Origin of the sequence: Alteromonas confluentis, from assembly GCF_001757105.1 — a bacterium.
In the GTDB taxonomy this organism is placed as follows: domain Bacteria; phylum Pseudomonadota; class Gammaproteobacteria; order Enterobacterales; family Alteromonadaceae; genus Alteromonas; species Alteromonas confluentis.
In genome coordinates this window covers 266,694-284,238 of the sequence record NZ_MDHN01000029.1, presented here as the reverse complement: position 1 = coordinate 284,238, position 17,545 = coordinate 266,694, and the positions used below count along the sequence as shown (strand labels likewise).

Sequence of the window (17,545 nt, the reverse complement as noted above, 5' to 3'; positions counted from 1 at the left end):
TTCAGTCCTTTTTAACGGGTTGATGATTAATTTTGAGAATGGTTGCTGTGGCGACCAGCAGGGGAATACTGAAGATAATGAACATCCATCCCACGGGAATGCCTGCACCAATCAGAACACCGGCCAATGCAGGGCCACTGACGGCACCAACGCGTCCAGCCCCGATTGCCCAACCAACACCGGTGGTTCTGATCGACGTGGGATAGAGGCGGGCCGCCACAGCATATAAACCGGTGAAACCGCCTTGCACAAAGAACATCAGAATAAAAATGGCAACCATGGCGCCGGCCACATTCATGTCGACAGTGCCATACACTATAGACGCGATGGCACCTAAAATGAAAAACACTGAGATAACCCGAATAAGCCCCATTTTTGAAGACAGCCATCCCAGCAGTACAGAGCCAAAGAATGCGCCCAGATTTAATGAGATCCCTGCCAGCATGGCATCTTCTACGGGGAGTCCGGCATCAACGGCAAGTTTCACAACCCAGCTCAGCAGAAAGTAAAGACTGGCGAATGCCATCATGAAGGCCAGCCAAAGCAGCAGCGTAGCACTACGCAAATTGCTGGTGAGCAGACCGGGTAGTCCGGCAGAGGTTGTGGCGTCGGCTTCGACACGGGGCAGGCTGGACACCACAGTATGCCTTAAGCTGAGTAAAATACGGTTTACTTTTTCCAGTGCCTTGGCTGGTTGCCGTGAAATTAAGAAATCCAGCGATTCAGGTAATAAAAATAAGGCCAGAGGTAACGCACACAGCGATATCAAAGCGGTCACTTCAAACAGCGGCTGCCAGCCCCATTGCGGCAGAATATGTGCTGCCATAAAGCCAGCGATAATTGCGCCTATGGGATAGCCGGCGTGCAGGATAAGAATCGCCTGATTCCGGTATTTATCCGGTGCATATTCCGACACCATCGAGGTGAGGCTGGCCAACATTGAGCCAATGCCGAGACCCGCCACAAAGCGGAAGAAGGCCAGTTCGGTTACTGAACCTGAAAGGGCAGTAAGCCACATGCCTGCAGTGATGGTGCAAATGCTACCAACGATAATTTTCTTGCGGCCCAGCTTGTCCGAGTAGGGGGAAACGAACACGGCGCCCAGTGCCATGCCCACCAGAGCGGCACTGAACACAATGCCCAGCGCACCCGGTGACACGTCCCAGGCATCAGAAATAAACGGCGCGGCGAATGAAATAACCAGCACATCCATGCCGTCTAACATGTTTAACAGGAAGCAAATTCCCAGCACTCGCAGATGGAGTCCTGTAAGCCGTGGTGTATTTATAATTTTATTCAGATTCATGGCTACAACTAATCACTTGCTTTCGAAGTAGAGTGGATGTTATTAGTGTTAAGATGTTGTAACAATCGGTTCAAAAGAAACGCATTGTTCGTATTTGGGAAACAATGATAAGCAGGTGCTGGCAGTGGAAAGAAAGTGGAATATTGAACATTTACCCGTGTTTGTTCAGGTGGCTGAAACACTGGGGATCTCTGCCGCTGCCAATCAATTAGATTTGCCTAAATCTTCAGTCAGCAAAATCATCAGTCAGCTGGAAAAGGCCCTTGGTGTCAGGCTGCTGGAGCGCAATTCGCGAAATGTACGTCTGACCACCGAAGGCGAGGTATTTTATCGCGAAAGCATCCGTATTCTGGAGCAGGTTGATGAAACCTCACACACCATGCAGGGGCTTGTGAGCCACCCGTCCGGACGCCTCACAGTGGCAATGCCCATCGCCTTTTCCAGAGAAATTATGGCACCGCGATTGAGTGAGTTTGCCGCGCTGTATCCTGATATCGCTCTTGAAATTGTGGTCACGAATCAAGCGCTGGATATCATCAAAGAGCAAATAGATCTGGCGGTGGTGGTCGGTGCGCTGAACGATTCGGATTTGATTGTGAAAACGCTGTACCACAGCCGACTGTGTTGTGTTGCTTCTCCGGCATACATACAGGCAGAGAGACTGCATGACGAGATGGTTAACCTGCAGTCTCACGTCCGAATTGCAGAGTCCCGATACGCTATGCGTCGTTTCCCGATAAGAATCGATCAAACCAAAAGCCAAATCGATTTATATTCAAAGGTGTTCCGGGTGAATGATCCACTTTCAGTAAGAGATGCAGTGAAAAGCGGCTTTGGCGCCGGGCTGGTACCTTATCAGTATTGTAAAAAGCAACTTGCCGATGGCACGCTGAAAGAAGTGTTCCCCAAAGTGAGCTTTGATGTGACCGCCGCGACACTCTCGGTGATTTACCCTACACGCAGACTGTTATCTAACAAATCCCGGGCATTCATCGATTTTCTTACCGATACCTGTGACGCCATTTAGCCATCTTCTTTATTTATTATCGGTTTCCAAAGCATTCATGTCTTGCTCAATTGCATTGGAGATATGTACATGCATCGCCATTCTTGCGCGGGAAGGATCTCGGGCTTTAAGTGCGTGATAAATTTTGCGATGTTCGTCAACGTATGGGTGAACGCCTAAATCACGAAGCCGTTGGTGAAAGGTGGAGCTGAGCGCTGATTGATTGCGTAATCCCCACAACCACTTTACGTAAGATTCCAGTGCACTGTTGCCCGTCGCGCTAGCGATGGTGCTGTGAAAGCGCTCGTCAGCCTGCTCTTTTTGTTTTTCGCTGGCTGCACTGTTGTCCATTGTGCGAATCGCCTCTTCTAAATCAGCAAGCTGTTCATCGCTAATCCGGGCTGCGGCCAAACTCACCACTTCCGGTTCAACCAATAATCGTGCTTCGAGTACTTCGAAGGGGCCTGGAGCATCGTCTAGTTGCGCGCCACTGAGTTCGTGTTGTTCAAGGGCATAAATACCTGAACCTGTACGTATTTCTACCAAACCAGCAATTTCAAGGGCGATCATGGCTTCGCGAATGGTAGGCCGGCTTACTTCGAAGCGTACCGCAAGATCGCGCTCAGATGGCAGGCGGTCACCGGGCTTTATACTTCCCGTGCGAAGCTGCGCTTCGATTTGCGTGGCGACTTCCATGTATAAACGACGGACTTTTACGGCTTCTACTTTCATTATTAAATTTTTTAGCTGGCTAGATTAACTAACCACATTCAACGAGATAGGCCAGAGTGTCAAGCCAATTTCCCTATTGGTGACACATGTTGGTAGCAAGCAGTCCATCACCATTGTCGGAATCAACGTAGGCGGAAATGCCCCATGGTTTTGTCGAGTTCCTGATTATTTTGTCTAAGCTCTTCAGCTAACCGGTTCAATGCTTCTGCCATTTTTGCTTCGTGGGTGGCGGCTTCCTGCACACTTGCTACGTTTTTAGCGATGTCGCGGGCAGTGGTGGATTGTTCCTCTGTTGCTGCAGACATTGAGTTTGCCTGTTGCTCCAGTTCTTCTGCGCGGCGTTGAACCTGTTCAGCAGCCTTTTCACCTTCTTCTGTGGTTGCCAGTGAAGCGGTCGCACGCTCGTTATTACTGTTAATGCCGCTAATTACCGCGTTACTTACATTGGTCAGGTTATCAAGCAGATCGGATATTTTGTCGGTGGACTCACGACTGGCCGTGGCGAGTTGGCGCACTTCGTCGGCAACCACAGCAAAGCCACGCCCGTGTTCACCGGCTCTCGCCGCTTCAATGGCCGCATTCAGCGCGAGTAAGTTGGTCTGCTCTGAGAGTTTGTTAATGGTATTGATAATACTGCCAATTTCGGACATTTGTTGTCCCATCGTTTGCGCTTGCGCAGATACGTCGCCCATCTCTTTGGTCAGCCCTTGCATTGCAGATTTGATGTTGCGGTTGGCTTGCAATGAACTTTGCGCAATGTCCTTCAATTGTTGGCTGGCATCTAAGGTGTTAGAGGTCGCGCGGGCGATTTCTTCGCTGGTGGCCGCCATTTCTTCTATGGCTGACGAGATTGTCATTGCACGGCTCGAAGTATCGTCGGCATCATGCAAAATCACTTCCGTCGACTTATATAGATCATCGCCAATCCGGTTCGAGACAATCAACGATTCTTTCAGATGCACAATGAGATCTTTAATATTGGCAATGGTCTTCTCAATGTAAACAGAAATAGCACCCAGCTCGTTATCACTGTTCAGTCGCGGGCGGACGGTGAGATCGCCGTCACTGGCTCTATTCAGATTGTCAGATAAGGTCTGAAGTTGTTTCGACAGCATTGAAATCATATAGAAATAAATACTGCCGATTAAAACCGTAACAATAATAGAAAGCACGATGATAGTGATAAGCTGGAAATCCGCATCGCTGGCATTCTTTTCTGCAGTGTTTCCAATGGCGCGCCACTGTTCGTCAAGGAGGCCTTTTACTGCGCCGATTTGTTGTGTGGATGCTTTAAACCAATCGGCTGATGATGGCAGCACGGCGTAATCCACATTGCCTTTCTGAAGTGCCGTTACAACACTTTCTATAAGCCCGCTGTTAGACGAGTCGGAGACATTTGAAAACGCGGTAAGCTCCTGGCCGGATAAAATGTTCTTAAGCTGTCGGTGAATATAGCCAATGTCATTGCTATAACTGCTGATGTCAGATAGCGCAGCCTGACTTAGCGATTGCTTTGCTAATACTCCGTTTACTTTGCCACGTACTTGGCCAAGTCGCTCTTTCAGCCAGGCAAACTGCACCGCGTTGGCCAGTTCAGACGCAGCTTGTGCGCTGGAAATATTGAAGGTAAGGGATGTTACCGCATCCAAAGCGGATTTATTCAGCAGGCTGTAATAGGCAAATGCATTACTGCCATTGCGATTATTAACTTCGCCACGAATCTTTCCTTTCGATTGCAGAATTTTCGACAGCACCGCGGTTTTACTGGACACCGCAAATTCAGCCGGCCAGTCTTCTTTTAATAGACCTTGAAGTTGTGATTCCGCAGCATCGGCCTTGTCTCTTTGTGCAAGCATCTTTGCCCGCGCCTCATCGCTGCCAGAGCCAAGAAAGCCCGCCGTCAAGCCACGTTCAACCGCATGGTGATGTGCTGTTTTTTCAAGCGCATCTAAAAGACGAATTAGCTGAATATCGTCATGGGCACCGTTAAGTTTAATAGTTGTGGTAAGAATGTTTTTTCCTACCAAAAACAAAGCGAATAAAAACAGTAATGCAGCACTAAGCAGTGTTAACTGCACAAGCGAAAATCGTTTTAGCAAATTCACGAAACTTTCCTTATCTGGCCTCCGGCCTGTATCGATATGCAATATCACTTAATTTGCTGAAAGGTGTTTTTAACTGAGTATAGTAAGTGTCAGGAAATCAGCGAGTTTTGCTGAAAATAAAAATTCTCAGGTGCTTTCGATGCGTTTTGAGGATATATGCCCGATAGGATGATGAAATTCATCACATAGTTTAGTTGTCATCCTAGTGAGAAACTCGGTAGCATGTTTATTCTTGCTGGTGTAAACCAGCGAAAAGTCGACCGGGCATCGGCTTTTTCACCACAAGTAAACCGTTCTAACCCGCGCCGACGTATCTACTGCAATCAGCACCCGTGTCTCTGACGCAGGCAATCATTACTTCGGCTTAAGTAAAGCGGGTAAAACCTATACACGAAAGTTAATGTTTGGTAAAACAACCACAATCTTATAAATGGGAAGTAAACGATGAAAAAACTAATTGTTGCCGCAACAGTACTGTTTAGTGGTTTTGCATTCGGTGAAGAGTGCGCCGCGACTATCGAAAGTAACGACATGATGCAATTCAACATGGCTGAAATGTCAGTGCCTGCTAGCTGCTCAGAGTACACAGTTACCCTGAAGCACACCGGTACTCTGCCAAAAGAAGTGATGGGTCACAACTGGGTTCTGTCTAAGACAGCTGATGCCCAAGCCATTGCTGGTGACGGCGTAGGTGCTGGCCTGGCAGCAGATTACCTGAAAGCGGGTGACGAGCGCGTTTTAGCTAAAACTAAAGTCATCGGCGGCGGTGAAGAAACGTCAGTAACGTTTGACGTAAGCAAACTGTCTGCAAGTGAAGCGTACACGTTCTTCTGCTCTTTCCCTGGCCACATCGGCGTAATGAAAGGCACACTGTCTGTTAAGTAATACTTACTGTCTGTTAAGTAATACGTAACGACGAAAGAAAGGTCAGGTCACTCATGGTGTCTGACCTTTTTTTGATCCTGAACCCATTTATTATTTCTTCACTAAGGCGCATAATTTAGCCAGCTATCAGCTCTGTGCCGTCCTACTGGCAGCAACTGCCTGAAATCTGTACTAAGATAAAAGTCTGTTAGCAATCCCGGTTAGTATTACTTCTTAAAGGTTTTTCCATGTTGTCCCGTTTAGTTCTTATTAAAGGCGCACTCCTTTGCGCGTCTGCGTGGTTGGCTGCACCGTCTTATGCTTCTGATATTAACTTCGATTTCAGTGGTTCCTACCGGTTACGCTATGAAACGCTACAGAATCCGATTTTTCCCACTGATGCCAGCACGCGTAGCCGGTCAAATGATCGAATATCGTCCCGGGTGTTACTGAAAGGGCAGGCGAAGTGGGAGCACTGGAATGCAACGGTGGAGATCCAGGATTCCCGTGCATTTCTCGATGACAATGACCCCAGTTTAACGTCGTCGCAGGTAAATACCCTTGAACCACTGCAATTTTTCTTGCGCTACAGCGACGTAAATGAATACGTGAAGTCGGTAACCGTAGGGCGTATGACGCTGGATCACGGCAGCCGCCGTTTACTGGCCCGCGGCGTTTATCGCAATACACAAAATGCCTTCGACGGCATCACGGTTGATACTGAATACCAAAAGTGGGCAATTCGCGGTTTCTACTTGCTGCCGGTAAGTCGTTTGCCATCAGCGTCTGCACTCATCGAGGACAACGAACGGGCATTCGATAAGAGCTACAGTGAGCGCAAAATTTTCGGCTTCTACGCCACTTCACCAGAGAAAGCCTGGAACCTGCATAGTTACTGGTTCAAAGAGAGCGACGGCGCGGATTTAGCCACTCGCAATCGCGATTTGTATACCTTAGCGGCGGAGTATTCTACGACCATCGGTAATGGTTGGAAGGCCAATGCTGAACTGATTGGTCAGACGGGCACGACCCGGCAAACTACGGCTGCAGACGATATGACAGATCTGGATGTGAGAGCTTGGATGGCCCATGGTCATATTGGTAGAAAAGTGAACGACTCGACCTTTTTACGGGCAGAAATAGACTATGCCAGCGGTGACAACAACAGTGATGACGATACAGTTCATTCGCCTGATAGTTTGTACGGTGTTCGCCGGTTCGATTTTGGTCCCACCGACGTTTATCAAGGGTTCCGTCGTAGCAATATTATTGCTCCTGGTTTGCGAAGCGTCACTAAAGTCGATAAACACGAAGTTATGGTGGGCTACAAAGCCGTTTGGTATGACAAGGTGGAAGCCGGGGCTGATGACTTTATGGGTCAGCAACTTGAAGTTCGCTGGCGTTATAAAGCGTTACCAGATTTGAGGTTGGAATTTGGTGGCGCTTACTTGCACAAAGGCGATGCCCTGGAAGCAGGTGATTATGCCGACGACAGTCAATTTGCCTACACCGCTTTTCTCTACTCGTTCTAAATTTTGTTACGCGCGCAGCGTTTGCTGGTTGTCATGCAACTGGTAAACTGCGCGCTTCTTTCATTGATTCAGTTTTCACTTCGAGCACGTACCCTTTGGCTAATCCGACTTTGCATAATTCTGTAATGGCCTTGCGTTTGGATGAACTGTCACGTTCTACCCGACCGTTTGTTACACGTGGGAGTCGGGTTGTTCGTTGTGATGGGTGTTTATTGCCACAGAAACAGTGTATTTGTTCGGTGCGCCCCGCGCCGGTTGCTGAAAGCGCCTTTCTTTTTCTGATGGCCAAAGGCGAGTCGTACAAACCTTCCAATACAGGCCGATTAATTGCGGACGTGGCAAAAAACAACTTTGCCTTCAATTGGTCGCGAACCGAACCGCAACCTGAGTTATTGGCACTGCTAAACGACAACCGATACATGCCCGTAATTATTTTTCCTCATGAAAACGCTGCACCTGAACGGTGTATTCATAGTGCCCCTGTTGCGACAGGAAAAACGCCGCTTTTTATTATGCTCGATGGTACCTGGCGTGAGGCCGGACGCATGTTCCGTAAGAGCGCGTACCTTCAGCATTTGCCTGTTTTGGGTATACAGCCTCAGGCATTGTCAGATTACGCATTGCGGGAAGCTACAAGGGATTTTCAACTGTGTACTGCTGAAGTCGGCATTGAGGTGCTAAAGCTGGCTGGCGAGCCTGGCGCAGCGGCCATTCTGCAAGACTACTTTAGCCACTTCAGAGAAAAATATCTGGCGGGTAAACCGCATAGCAAGGCGCGAACGTAAAAATAGGCGTAGCCACAGTGAATTTTTGTGGCAAACTGAAATTGTTGTCGCAGCATGGAAGAAGTATATGACGTTATATCGCCCGTTGTTCAAGCATATTCGTAATCACACTGCACTTTTCAGTGAATTGCACCGGTACCGTGATCTGGCGGTAGAGGCGCAGGGTCTGAAAAACTATGTATTCAATAAAACCCCGAAGTTTATTGCTACCGATGGGAGTCGTCTGACTATCGAGCCCGAGCGCAGTATTGTGATGCCCAATGTGCATCACTTCAAAGGTGTCAGAAGCAAGCTCGCCAATGCCATTCCGGGCCTCTCTATGGTAGAGCACAGTGAAATTGGTTATCGCTATCCCACCGCTGCTTTGGCTGGTCTTGATGCGCCATTTATTAAACGCATGCGCTCTGAGTATTTCCATAAAGTAGATGAAGACCGCAGTATTTGTCGTCCGGTAAACCTGTCTTACGGCATTAAAAGTCGGGGCAAGGGCGACAACCGTCAGGAGTATGAAGTGTGGATGCCCGAAGAGGCACCTGATCAGTCTCCACTGCCATTGCTCATCGACCGTTACGGTGAAGATTTACCCCATGACGTGAGGGAGTTCGTTGAGCAGCCTTCGCGAGTGCACGGCTGGATGGGCGTAAAACGGGCGGCATTTGAAGCCCTTTACCAGAACCCTGACGTTTGCGGCGACCTAGTTATTTGTGTAGCGCTGAGTGTTGATACGTACAACATTGGTGCGCGCCCGGATTTATCGTTTTCTCCCGAGGCGGAGAGCTCTATTGCGGTAAGCAACGCCGAACTGGAATGGGAAGTGGAAGGGTACTACGCACCGCGTAATGCCGCCTTCGACCATGATGCCGTGTGGGCCGCCATTAATCATACGCTGGAAGCTGTGAATGCGCCGCTTCGCGATATGTATGGCAACGACATTATTCCACTTACAGAAAGTAAAACAGAGCGCATATTGTCTACCATCAAGGCATTGGGCGTGACGCGTGAGGAAATCGATGAGCTGGATTTACAGCCCTGGGAATTCCTCGCGACCGAAAGTGACCGTCTGAAAGGCCATGATCCCAGTCGTACGGTAAATCTTCTTGGTCGTCTGAACCGCCTCTTCTATCAGCCAGACCGGCAGTTGCCATCACTGAACTGGATGCATGATTTAATTTCCTGAGACTAGTGCTTTAGCATGCGTTGGGTGAACCAGGTTTTAAAAGCCGGCAGGTTTCCCCAGCGTAGTGCGGCGTTTACCTCTACACCGTTTTCAGCAGGCTGAGTGAAGCCGTCGTTAGTAACCATGAGGCTTACGCTTTCTGTGGGCAGCCATGCATGGTCGGGTAGGGCGAGATACACAGCCACGGTGTCGAAAAGCACAGACGAGCGCGCATTAAGGTAATCGGCTTTATCCCAGGTAACCCGCTCGGCCCAAATGGGGTAAATGTCGAATAATGCAGAAAGCTGTGGGTCGTGACTGTTCTTAAGCGCTTGATACTGAGCGCCATCGATAAGCATGTCCCGGCATGCGTCTAGCGGCGCGATACTAATATCAGCAACATTGGCGTGAAGTACGTACTGAAAAGCGGCTACATCGCTCTGTACATTGTATTCTGCCACCGGGTTGTCGTCGTAACCTTTGTAAATGCTGCCGTGCATGCCAACAAGTCGCATTTTTGCTGCCAGTTCTGGGACGCGCTGTAAGACCTCGGCAATATTCGTCATTGGCCCGGCCACAATAATGGTAACGGGGTTTTCAGCGGCTTTTAGCAAACTGATGATTTCTGCGATGCCGTCTTTTTTTATATCGCCTGGGTAGGTAGTCGTTGAAAAATCGTTTATCCACGGGTGAAGAAACTCCGCCGTAGCCTGCGCGGGGCGGCCGGGAGCAACAGGAATGTCTGTTCTTTTGGAAACTTGCAGAAATTTTGCCGCCACCTTCGCACGGTAGTGTGTATCGCCAGACACCGTTGTAATGAGTTTAAGATCCAGTTCCGGGCTTTTGAGTATAAGAGAGAGTGCAAATACGTCGTCGATGTCGCTGCCAATGTCAGTGTCGAAAATAACAGGCACGGGTTTGGCACTAATCAATGCGGAAAATAAACATAGCGATAAAATCAGATAGGCCCGTATCATAAATTTTGGCGAAATCATGGCGTTAGCCTTATAGGTTATTGATCCTTTCTGCCCTAGAATAACAATATTATTTAAGTTGATTCAGCTTTGTTTACCCGAAAAGGCACCGGGTTAGCAGCAAAGCCATTTATCCGGAGTTCCCGTGCTTAGCGAACTATCTTTCGGTGGTATGCTTTTCAGCCCAATGGTCGTAATGATCCCGCTGGCGTTTGTCCTGTCTTTGCTCACCCGCTACGCCTTGTATGCTACCGGACTTTATCAGAAATTGTGGAAACCACCCTGGTTCGAAGTGGCACTGTTTGTGTGCTATCTGGCCCTCACGGTGAAATTGCTGGCAGGTTAAAATGCAAAAAATCATCAGAATTATTATTACGTTAGCGGTTATCGTTGCGGCAGTTATGTCGGGTCGCTGGGTGTGGGATCATTACCTGTATTCGCCCTGGACCCGAGATGGCAAAGTGCAGGCTGATATTATTACCATTGCGCCGGATGTGTCTGGCTGGGTGACAAAGCTCGCCGTTCAGGACAATCAGCAGGTGAAGAAAGGCGATGTGATTTTTCAGGTCGATGTTAAACGCTATCAGGCTGTGGTGGACGAATTACAGGCCCAGGTGCGAAACGAAACCCTCGCGCTGGAGCTGGCTCGGCACGAATTTAGTCGGCGGGAGAAATTGCGTCAAAGCAATAGTATCAGCGCAGAAGAATTAGAAAGTAGCCGCATTAGTGCTGACATGGCAGAAGCTTCGCTGGATTTAGCCAAAGCCAATCTGGCCAGCGCGCAAATCGACCTGGAACGGGCATCCATTACTTCACCGGTAGATGGCACGATAGTGAATCTGACCCTACGGGAAGGGAACTACGTGTCCCAGGGCTCGCCGGTACTCTCCGTGGTCGCAGCCAACTCTATCTATGTCACCGGCTATTTTGAAGAAACCAAGCTGCCTCTTATTCATGAAGGCCAGAAAGCGACCATTACGCTGATGAGTGGCGGTAAACCCATTACCGGTACGGTGAAAAGCATTGGTAATGCCATTGCTGATACAAACACTTCTGCCAACGGGCAGTTATTGCCTCAGGTGCAGCAAACCTTTAACTGGGTTCGTCTTGCCCAGCGTGTTCCCGTGGATATCGAACTTAAGGAAATTCCAAAGGATACCCGGCTGGTGGCGGGGATGACGGCGTCCATCCGGTTAGCATCAGACGGAGAGTAAAACTTGTCTCCCATTCTGGCGACTTATCTCAAGCCAAGCCGTGCGTCGTTGATTTTTGCGCTGAAAGGCGTGATCTCCATGAGTATTTCACTCTACGTAGCCATGTGGATGGATCTCGATCGCCCGTACTGGGCACTGGTCTCCGCAGTGTTTCTGCAGGTGCGCCCAGAAGCAGGCATGGTGCTGGAGAAAACGGTTTGCCAAATCCTCGGAACCCTCATCGGCGGCGCGTATGCCCTATTGGTGCTGCATTACTTCAGCGGATTCCCTGAAGTAGCGCTCACCTGCTTAGCCTTCTGGTTGTTACTGAACTCCAGTCTTTCAGCATTCATGCGACGGATAAACTTTATCTACTTCTTTGCCATGATGTGCGTGACGCCCTGCATCATCATTCTGCTCACCATGTCACAGCCGGCCACAGTAAGTAGTCAGAGTATTTTTGATATCGCCCAGTCACGAGTTGCCGAGCTGATCATCGGTTCACTGTGCGCCATGGTGGTGGCAGTATTCCTGTGGCCTCAGCGGGTAGAAAACGTACTGGTAGTGCATGCGAAAAATGCGATTAATCAAACGATGGATTACCTTACGCTGGAGTTAGATCCAAATGGTTCCCACGAAGAGCGCCACAAGAACATCGATAGTGTGTTGCAATCACTGACAGCGCTTAACGACGACTCAAGCGCGGTAAAATTTGAAGGGCCGACAGGGCCGGGTAAGTCCCGGGCGGCCACGGTAATTTGTAATAAGGTTTTGTCGTTGATTGCGGTCGTGCAGATTTTCGGACGACTTCAGCGTAATAACCCTGAGCTGCTTTCTGACAGCATGCAGTCGTTGCTAGGACAATTGCGTGGTGACCTTGCCCTTATCGGCAGCCTGAAGAGCTTTGATGAATGCTATGAAATTGCGCAGAAGCAGCGTCGGAATTGGAGCAAACTGTTTCAGTCTCAGCCGCTGACAACGCTGGAATTCAGACTATGCAAAACCGCCCAGGAACTGGTTTCAGATTTGGTGCTTATTCTCCGTGCCTACCGGGCGCTAGAGCAAGGTAAGCCCACTAGCCTGCGAGCGGAAAGTTTAAAACCTCACCGCGATTGGCTGGTGGCGTTGACCACAGGTTTTCGGTCCTTTTTGGTATTTAGTCTGGGCGCGGTACTGTGGGTAGGAACCGGCTCGCCCGCTTCTGTCATGCTAATGATTCTACCGGTTATCTTCTCCATTATGTTTGCCCGCCTTGCGCCGGTAATTGTCACCAAAGCAATAAGAGGTATTTTAATTGGTGCCTGCGTGGCCGTGCCGGTGGCTATTTTCTATGCCCTCAACCTGATAGCGCAGAGCAGTGGCGACTTTCCCATGCTCATTCTCATTCTTGCGCCGCCTTTTTTCCTGGGTTTAATGCTGCTTGCAAACCGGACTACTCTCACGCTAGGCATTGGTTTTTGCATTCCCTTTGTCATTCTTGTCCAGCCCGCCAATGACATGAGTAACTCACTGTCCATCGATTTCACTGCCAGCAGCGCGCTGGCCATTTTATCTGGCATTATGCTGCTGTACTGGGTTTTCAAACTGTTTGCTGGCCCTGGTGCAGAGTGGATGCAGCGGCGTTTACTGTCTGTCACCTACCAGGATTTGCTCAAATTAGGTAGCCCTGGACATGATGAGGAGTGGTTTAACTCGCGAATGTCAGATCGCTTATTACGGTTAACCAGCTATGAGCAGAATATGACTTCCGGATATCGAACCTTAACCGATCTTGGCCTTACCGGTCTGAATCTGGGGCATGTTTCCATGCGTATGCAGCGACAGTTAACTGGCGTAAGTGAGCATTCGCTTACGCAGATGAAGCAACTGTGGCAGCAAGCGTTAGCGGAATCATTTCTGGCTGCATCGAAAGGGGATAAGCGCGACCACCTTGCTGGTATTAATCAGCGCATATTGGAAAAACTACGCTCTGAAGGCGCGCCTCAAGACAATCTGGCTTTATTACACGGTATATTTACCCGCCTGCATTACACGTTCCAGCGCACTGCTGACATGATCAACGACGCCAAAACGTAAATTCATTCAGATCCTAAAATGCAATTTGGTAAGGCCAAAATGAGTTTTAGGTTTGTTGATACGGGATTTTTATTGTATCTTAACTGAAATTGGCATGACCAAAATGGGTTGAGATATGATTGAAACATGGCGCTGGTTTGGACCATCCGACAGCATTACTCTGGAAAAAATTCGTCAGGCGGGTGCCACCGGCATTGTTACTGCGTTGCATGAAATTCCCACCGGCGACGTGTGGCCGCTGGAACTGGTTAAGCGTCGTAAGGCTGAAATCGCAGCGTCAGGCATGAACTGGGATGTTATTGAAAGCATTCCTGTTCACAACGATATCAAGAGCCGTACTGGCGATTACAAACAGCTAATCGAAAACTACAAGCAGTCTATTCGCAATGTAGGCGCGGCCGGTGTGACTACTGTATGTTACAACTTCATGCCGGTAGTAGACTGGACCCGCACAAACCTGACTTACCAGTTACCCGATAAAAGCTACGCGCTGCGTTTCGAGTATTCTGATTTCGCCGCTTATGATGTATTTGTGATGCAGCGTCAGGGCGCAGAAAAAGACTACACACCCGCCATGCTGGAAAAAGCCAAAGCCCGCTTCGACGCCATGAGCGAAGAAGAGCGTGTTGGCCTTGAGAAGAACATCATTGCCGGTTTACCAGGTGGTGAGGGTTCTTACGACCGCGAAGGTATTCGCGATACCATTCAACAGTTCATCGACATGGGGGAAGATGGCCTGCGCACCAGCCTGTACGAATTCCTCGAAGCCATCATCCCAGTCGCGGAAGAAGCCGGCGTGAAGATGTGTATTCACCCTGATGATCCGCCGTTCTCGCTGTTTGGCCTGCCCCGCGTAGTGTCCACTCAAAGCGATGCAGAACGTTTACTTAAAGCCGTAGACAGCCCGGCAAATGGCCTGACCATGTGCGCCGGCTCTTACGGTGCCCGTGGCGACAACGACCTGATTGCCATGGTAAACGCATTCAAAGACCGCATTTACTTTGTCCATCTGCGCAACGTGACCCGCGAGGAAGACGGTTCTTTCTACGAAGCCGCCCACCTCGACGGCGACAACGACATGGTAGGGCTGGTGCAGGCACTACTTAATTGTGAATCTTCCATTGGTTGCCAAATCCCAATGCGCCCTGACCACGGTCACACGTTATCTGATGAACAGGGTAAAGAAGGCTTGAAGCCGGGATATTCATATCTTGGCCGTCTTAAAGGTTTAGCAGAGTTGCGGGGGTTGATTAGGGCGGTTTCTTATATGTCGGCCCGCTAAGGGCTGATGGCTGATGAGCTGCTGCACTCAAGATTACGGCGTTAAAAGTTCTCTCAAAATCCTCATTTAACAGCCAGTAAACTGCGGTTTTTCGAGAACTTTTGCCTTGTTCTCTCTTCGCTCGCGACGCTCATCACGAATTAATGCGCTCGGGATTGCGGCGCTAAACTAAAAGATCGTGCGGCCACAGGGTTGCGCCATCAGCTTAACCATCGCCTTCTCTTCCGGCTGGTCGCCTCACATATCCACAATATGTCAGGAAATTTTCCAAGGTCACAAATCTGAAAATTTGCAAGTTATCTTAACTTCCTGTTTTTAATAGCTAATACAATATTGGTACGTCAATTGTATAATACTAATAAAGTATCACTTTAGCTCTGCTGAATAATTCTGTTTGGTAGGTTGTGCTTAAGAAGGAAACGCAAATGAACAACAAATTTTTTAAAAGCTTAGTGGCTTGTTTTGCTTTAGCTACCAGTGGCATGGCGAATGCTGGTCTTTTAACTTATGAAGGCGCTACTCAGAACGTAGGTAACTGCATACCTTTCGGCTGCCCTGATTCTTACGGTCCTCATATGGGGTTTGTTTATCAGGATATTGACGCGTTCACGCTGAATGTTGGTGACACTATTGCTTTCGATATTGGCGCGGTAAACGATAGCGAGCTTTCATTTGACCTGTCGTTATCTGCTACCACCGTTAACGGCGGCACCACTGCTGCTGGATTTTCCTTCGTATCGAGTCTGGGAGCGGGCTTTTATGGTGATACCGTCGTGGGAAATTACGATCTGATTTTTACGGCAACAAATACTTTTACCTTTAATGGTGGCGGTCTTATTGTCGACTTTCTGAATACCAATGGTCCTGTAAATGACTTTACGTATGACCAGAACCTTGTTTACGGGAATAATAACCCGAATGCTGTAGGTCGATATTATAGAGGAGCGACCGCTGGTGATGTATCCGAGTTCGATAGCTACTCTGTCGGTAATTTTCAAGTAAATACGTTTGATGCGATTCAGCCACCAACGACTGTGCCTGAGCCATCCACACTAGCAGTATTAGCTTTGAGCCTGATGGGATTTGCTTCTCGCAAATTCAGCATAAAAGCGAAGTAAGACAGCTCTGGCAGAATCAAAAAAGCACTGGCCGCAATGCCAGTGCTTTTTTATTTGGTCTGACCCGTCCTGAATAACTAACCCGGCACTACCACTTCGTCAGTCGGCATCCTTTAACAGCATAGAATAGAATGAAGCCGTAACACGGAATGGTCATCCAGTAGGCGTTAAGCACGCCAGCGCTGTCGGCGATGGCACCGAATATCATTGGCAGAACGGCACCACCGGCAATACCCATGATCAGCAGGGCTGAACCGCGCGCGGTAAAATGTCCCAGACCTTCCAGAGCCAGCGGCCATACCGCAGGCCATACAATAGCATTCGCCAAACCCATCAGGGCAATCAGCGTAATTGGGTCAGGTAATGTGCTTATGCCCGTCCAGCCCCATAAAATCGCTGCGAGGGTGTCGCTTTCAGGGCTGGTGAACGGGATCAACGCGGCCAGAATAATGCCCAGCGCCGCAGACAGTGTCAGTAATTGGTGTTGCGTGAGCACGCGGGGGATAAGCAGCAGACCCAAGGTATAACCAATCACCATGAAAAACATCGTGTAGGACGTCAGGCCGATATGACCATCTACATTCAGCGCTGCACCAGCAAGACCAATAGTATCTCCGGCAATTACCTCAACGCCCACGTAACAGAACAGCGCAACTACACCCAGAACCAGCTGCGGGAACTGCAGGATAGAACCCTGCGCCGCGCCAGCTGCATCAAGCTTGTCGTCTTCCTGATGTAAATCCAGTTCCGGCAGGCCAGAGAAACGCAGTGTTACAGCCAGGAGCAGCAGCGCAACGCCCATACCGATATAAGGCGACACCAGGCTGTCAGCCAACTGCTGGATCTGCACCTGTTGCTCAGCAGCCGGTAACGCCGCAATGCTCTGCGCAGACACATCGGCGAAGTTACCCAGTACCAGCGCGGTAAACACGATAGGCGCCAGCCAGCCTGCGCCTTTGTTCAGCAGACCCATGATAGAAATACGGGCCGCTGCGGTTTCCGCCGGTCCGATTTTTACCAGATAAGGGTTTGACGCTGTTTGAAGAATGGTCAGTCCCGAACCTACAATGAACTGGGCGGTAATGAACAGTAAGAAAGTCTGCGCTTCGGCGGCAGGTACAAACAGGAAGCAGCCAACGGCGATCATTACCAAACCCAGTGACATGGCATTCTTATAGCCAGTTTTATTGAGTACGAAGGACATTGGCAACGCCATCACCACGTAGGCAATGTAAAAACTGAACGAAATCAACAGGGCTTCTGTACCGCTTAACTGACAGACGATCTGCAGAAATGGAATAAGTGCACCGTTCAGCCAGGTGATAAAGCCGAATACAAAAAACAATGTACCGATGATGAACATGGGTAATAGTGTGGAACTCTTTGGAGTCGCTTGCTCAGTTATTGTCATTATTT

The 17,545-nt window shown here is 49.2% G+C and carries 15 protein-coding genes; 10 read left to right on the top strand and 5 right to left on the bottom strand.

What is annotated here, in order from left to right; all coding sequences use genetic code 11:
• Position 1: 1 nt before the first annotated feature.
• Positions 2-1,252, bottom strand: a complete 1,251-nt coding sequence (locus BFC18_RS12895) for an MFS transporter (protein WP_170826602.1) — start codon at positions 1,250-1,252, stop codon at positions 2-4.
• A gap of 178 nt (positions 1,253-1,430) precedes the next feature.
• On the opposite strand from BFC18_RS12895, the gene BFC18_RS12890 reads away from it, so the two are divergent.
• The gene (locus tag BFC18_RS12890) at positions 1,431-2,333 is read left to right on the top strand and encodes a LysR family transcriptional regulator (RefSeq protein ID WP_070126129.1); all 903 of its coding nucleotides are present in this window, start codon (positions 1,431-1,433) and stop codon (positions 2,331-2,333) included.
• Positions 2,334-2,342: 9 nt separating this feature from the next.
• Here BFC18_RS12890 and BFC18_RS12885 read toward each other — a convergent pair whose 3' ends face one another.
• Both BFC18_RS12885 and BFC18_RS12880 read right to left on the bottom strand, forming a co-directional pair.
• The gene (locus BFC18_RS12885) at positions 2,343-3,044 is read right to left on the bottom strand and encodes a FadR/GntR family transcriptional regulator (RefSeq protein ID WP_070125957.1); all 702 of its coding nucleotides are present in this window, start codon (positions 3,042-3,044) and stop codon (positions 2,343-2,345) included.
• A gap of 122 nt (positions 3,045-3,166) precedes the next feature.
• The gene (locus BFC18_RS12880; protein ID WP_070125956.1) at positions 3,167-5,149 is read right to left on the bottom strand and encodes a methyl-accepting chemotaxis protein; all 1,983 of its coding nucleotides are present in this window, start codon (positions 5,147-5,149) and stop codon (positions 3,167-3,169) included.
• Positions 5,150-5,593: 444 nt separating this feature from the next.
• Between BFC18_RS12880 and azu the strand changes: the two genes are divergently transcribed.
• The 4 genes from azu (at position 5,594) to BFC18_RS12860 (ending at position 9,507) form a co-directional block, all read left to right on the top strand.
• Positions 5,594-6,034 carry an azurin gene (azu, locus tag BFC18_RS12875; RefSeq protein WP_070125955.1) on the top strand — a complete coding sequence of 147 codons (441 nt, stop codon included), beginning with the start codon at positions 5,594-5,596 and terminating at the stop codon, positions 6,032-6,034.
• 227 nt (positions 6,035-6,261) lie between these two features.
• Positions 6,262-7,545: an alginate export family protein gene (locus tag BFC18_RS12870; protein ID WP_070125954.1), complete on the top strand. Its 1,284-nt coding sequence runs from the start codon at positions 6,262-6,264 to the stop codon at positions 7,543-7,545.
• Between the two features lie 125 nt (positions 7,546-7,670).
• On the top strand, positions 7,671-8,330 hold the full coding sequence (locus BFC18_RS12865) for a tRNA-uridine aminocarboxypropyltransferase (protein WP_083273066.1): 660 nt from the start codon (positions 7,671-7,673) through the stop codon (positions 8,328-8,330).
• 67 nt (positions 8,331-8,397) lie between these two features.
• Positions 8,398-9,507, top strand: coding sequence for a hypothetical protein (locus BFC18_RS12860; RefSeq protein WP_070125953.1), 1,110 nt, complete (start codon positions 8,398-8,400; stop codon positions 9,505-9,507).
• 2 nt (positions 9,508-9,509) lie between these two features.
• Here the strand turns inward: BFC18_RS12860 and BFC18_RS12855 are convergent, their stop codons facing one another.
• Positions 9,510-10,481 (bottom strand): nucleoside hydrolase, encoded by a 972-nt coding sequence (locus BFC18_RS12855; protein ID WP_070125952.1) that lies wholly within the window; start codon positions 10,479-10,481, stop codon positions 9,510-9,512.
• Between the two features lie 124 nt (positions 10,482-10,605).
• On the opposite strand from BFC18_RS12855, the gene BFC18_RS12850 reads away from it, so the two are divergent.
• The 5 genes from BFC18_RS12850 (at position 10,606) to BFC18_RS12830 (ending at position 16,129) form a co-directional block, all read left to right on the top strand.
• A complete protein-coding gene (locus BFC18_RS12850; protein ID WP_070125951.1) occupies positions 10,606-10,806 on the top strand; it encodes a DUF1656 domain-containing protein in 201 nt (66 codons plus the stop codon).
• 1 nt (position 10,807) lies between these two features.
• A complete protein-coding gene (locus BFC18_RS12845; RefSeq protein WP_070125950.1) occupies positions 10,808-11,674 on the top strand; it encodes an efflux RND transporter periplasmic adaptor subunit in 867 nt (288 codons plus the stop codon).
• A 3-nt stretch (positions 11,675-11,677) separates the two neighbouring features.
• On the top strand, positions 11,678-13,729 hold the full coding sequence (locus BFC18_RS12840; protein ID WP_070125949.1) for an FUSC family protein: 2,052 nt from the start codon (positions 11,678-11,680) through the stop codon (positions 13,727-13,729).
• A 115-nt stretch (positions 13,730-13,844) separates the two neighbouring features.
• Positions 13,845-15,011, top strand: coding sequence for a mannonate dehydratase (gene uxuA, locus BFC18_RS12835; RefSeq protein ID WP_070125948.1), 1,167 nt, complete (start codon positions 13,845-13,847; stop codon positions 15,009-15,011).
• 425 nt (positions 15,012-15,436) lie between these two features.
• A complete protein-coding gene (locus BFC18_RS12830; RefSeq protein WP_070125947.1) occupies positions 15,437-16,129 on the top strand; it encodes a PEP-CTERM sorting domain-containing protein in 693 nt (230 codons plus the stop codon).
• Between the two features lie 88 nt (positions 16,130-16,217).
• On the opposite strand, the gene BFC18_RS12825 is transcribed toward BFC18_RS12830, so the two are convergent.
• Complete coding sequence (locus BFC18_RS12825) at positions 16,218-17,540, bottom strand: sugar MFS transporter (protein WP_070125946.1); 1,323 nt, start codon at positions 17,538-17,540, stop codon at positions 16,218-16,220.
• Positions 17,541-17,545: the final 5 nt, after the last annotated feature.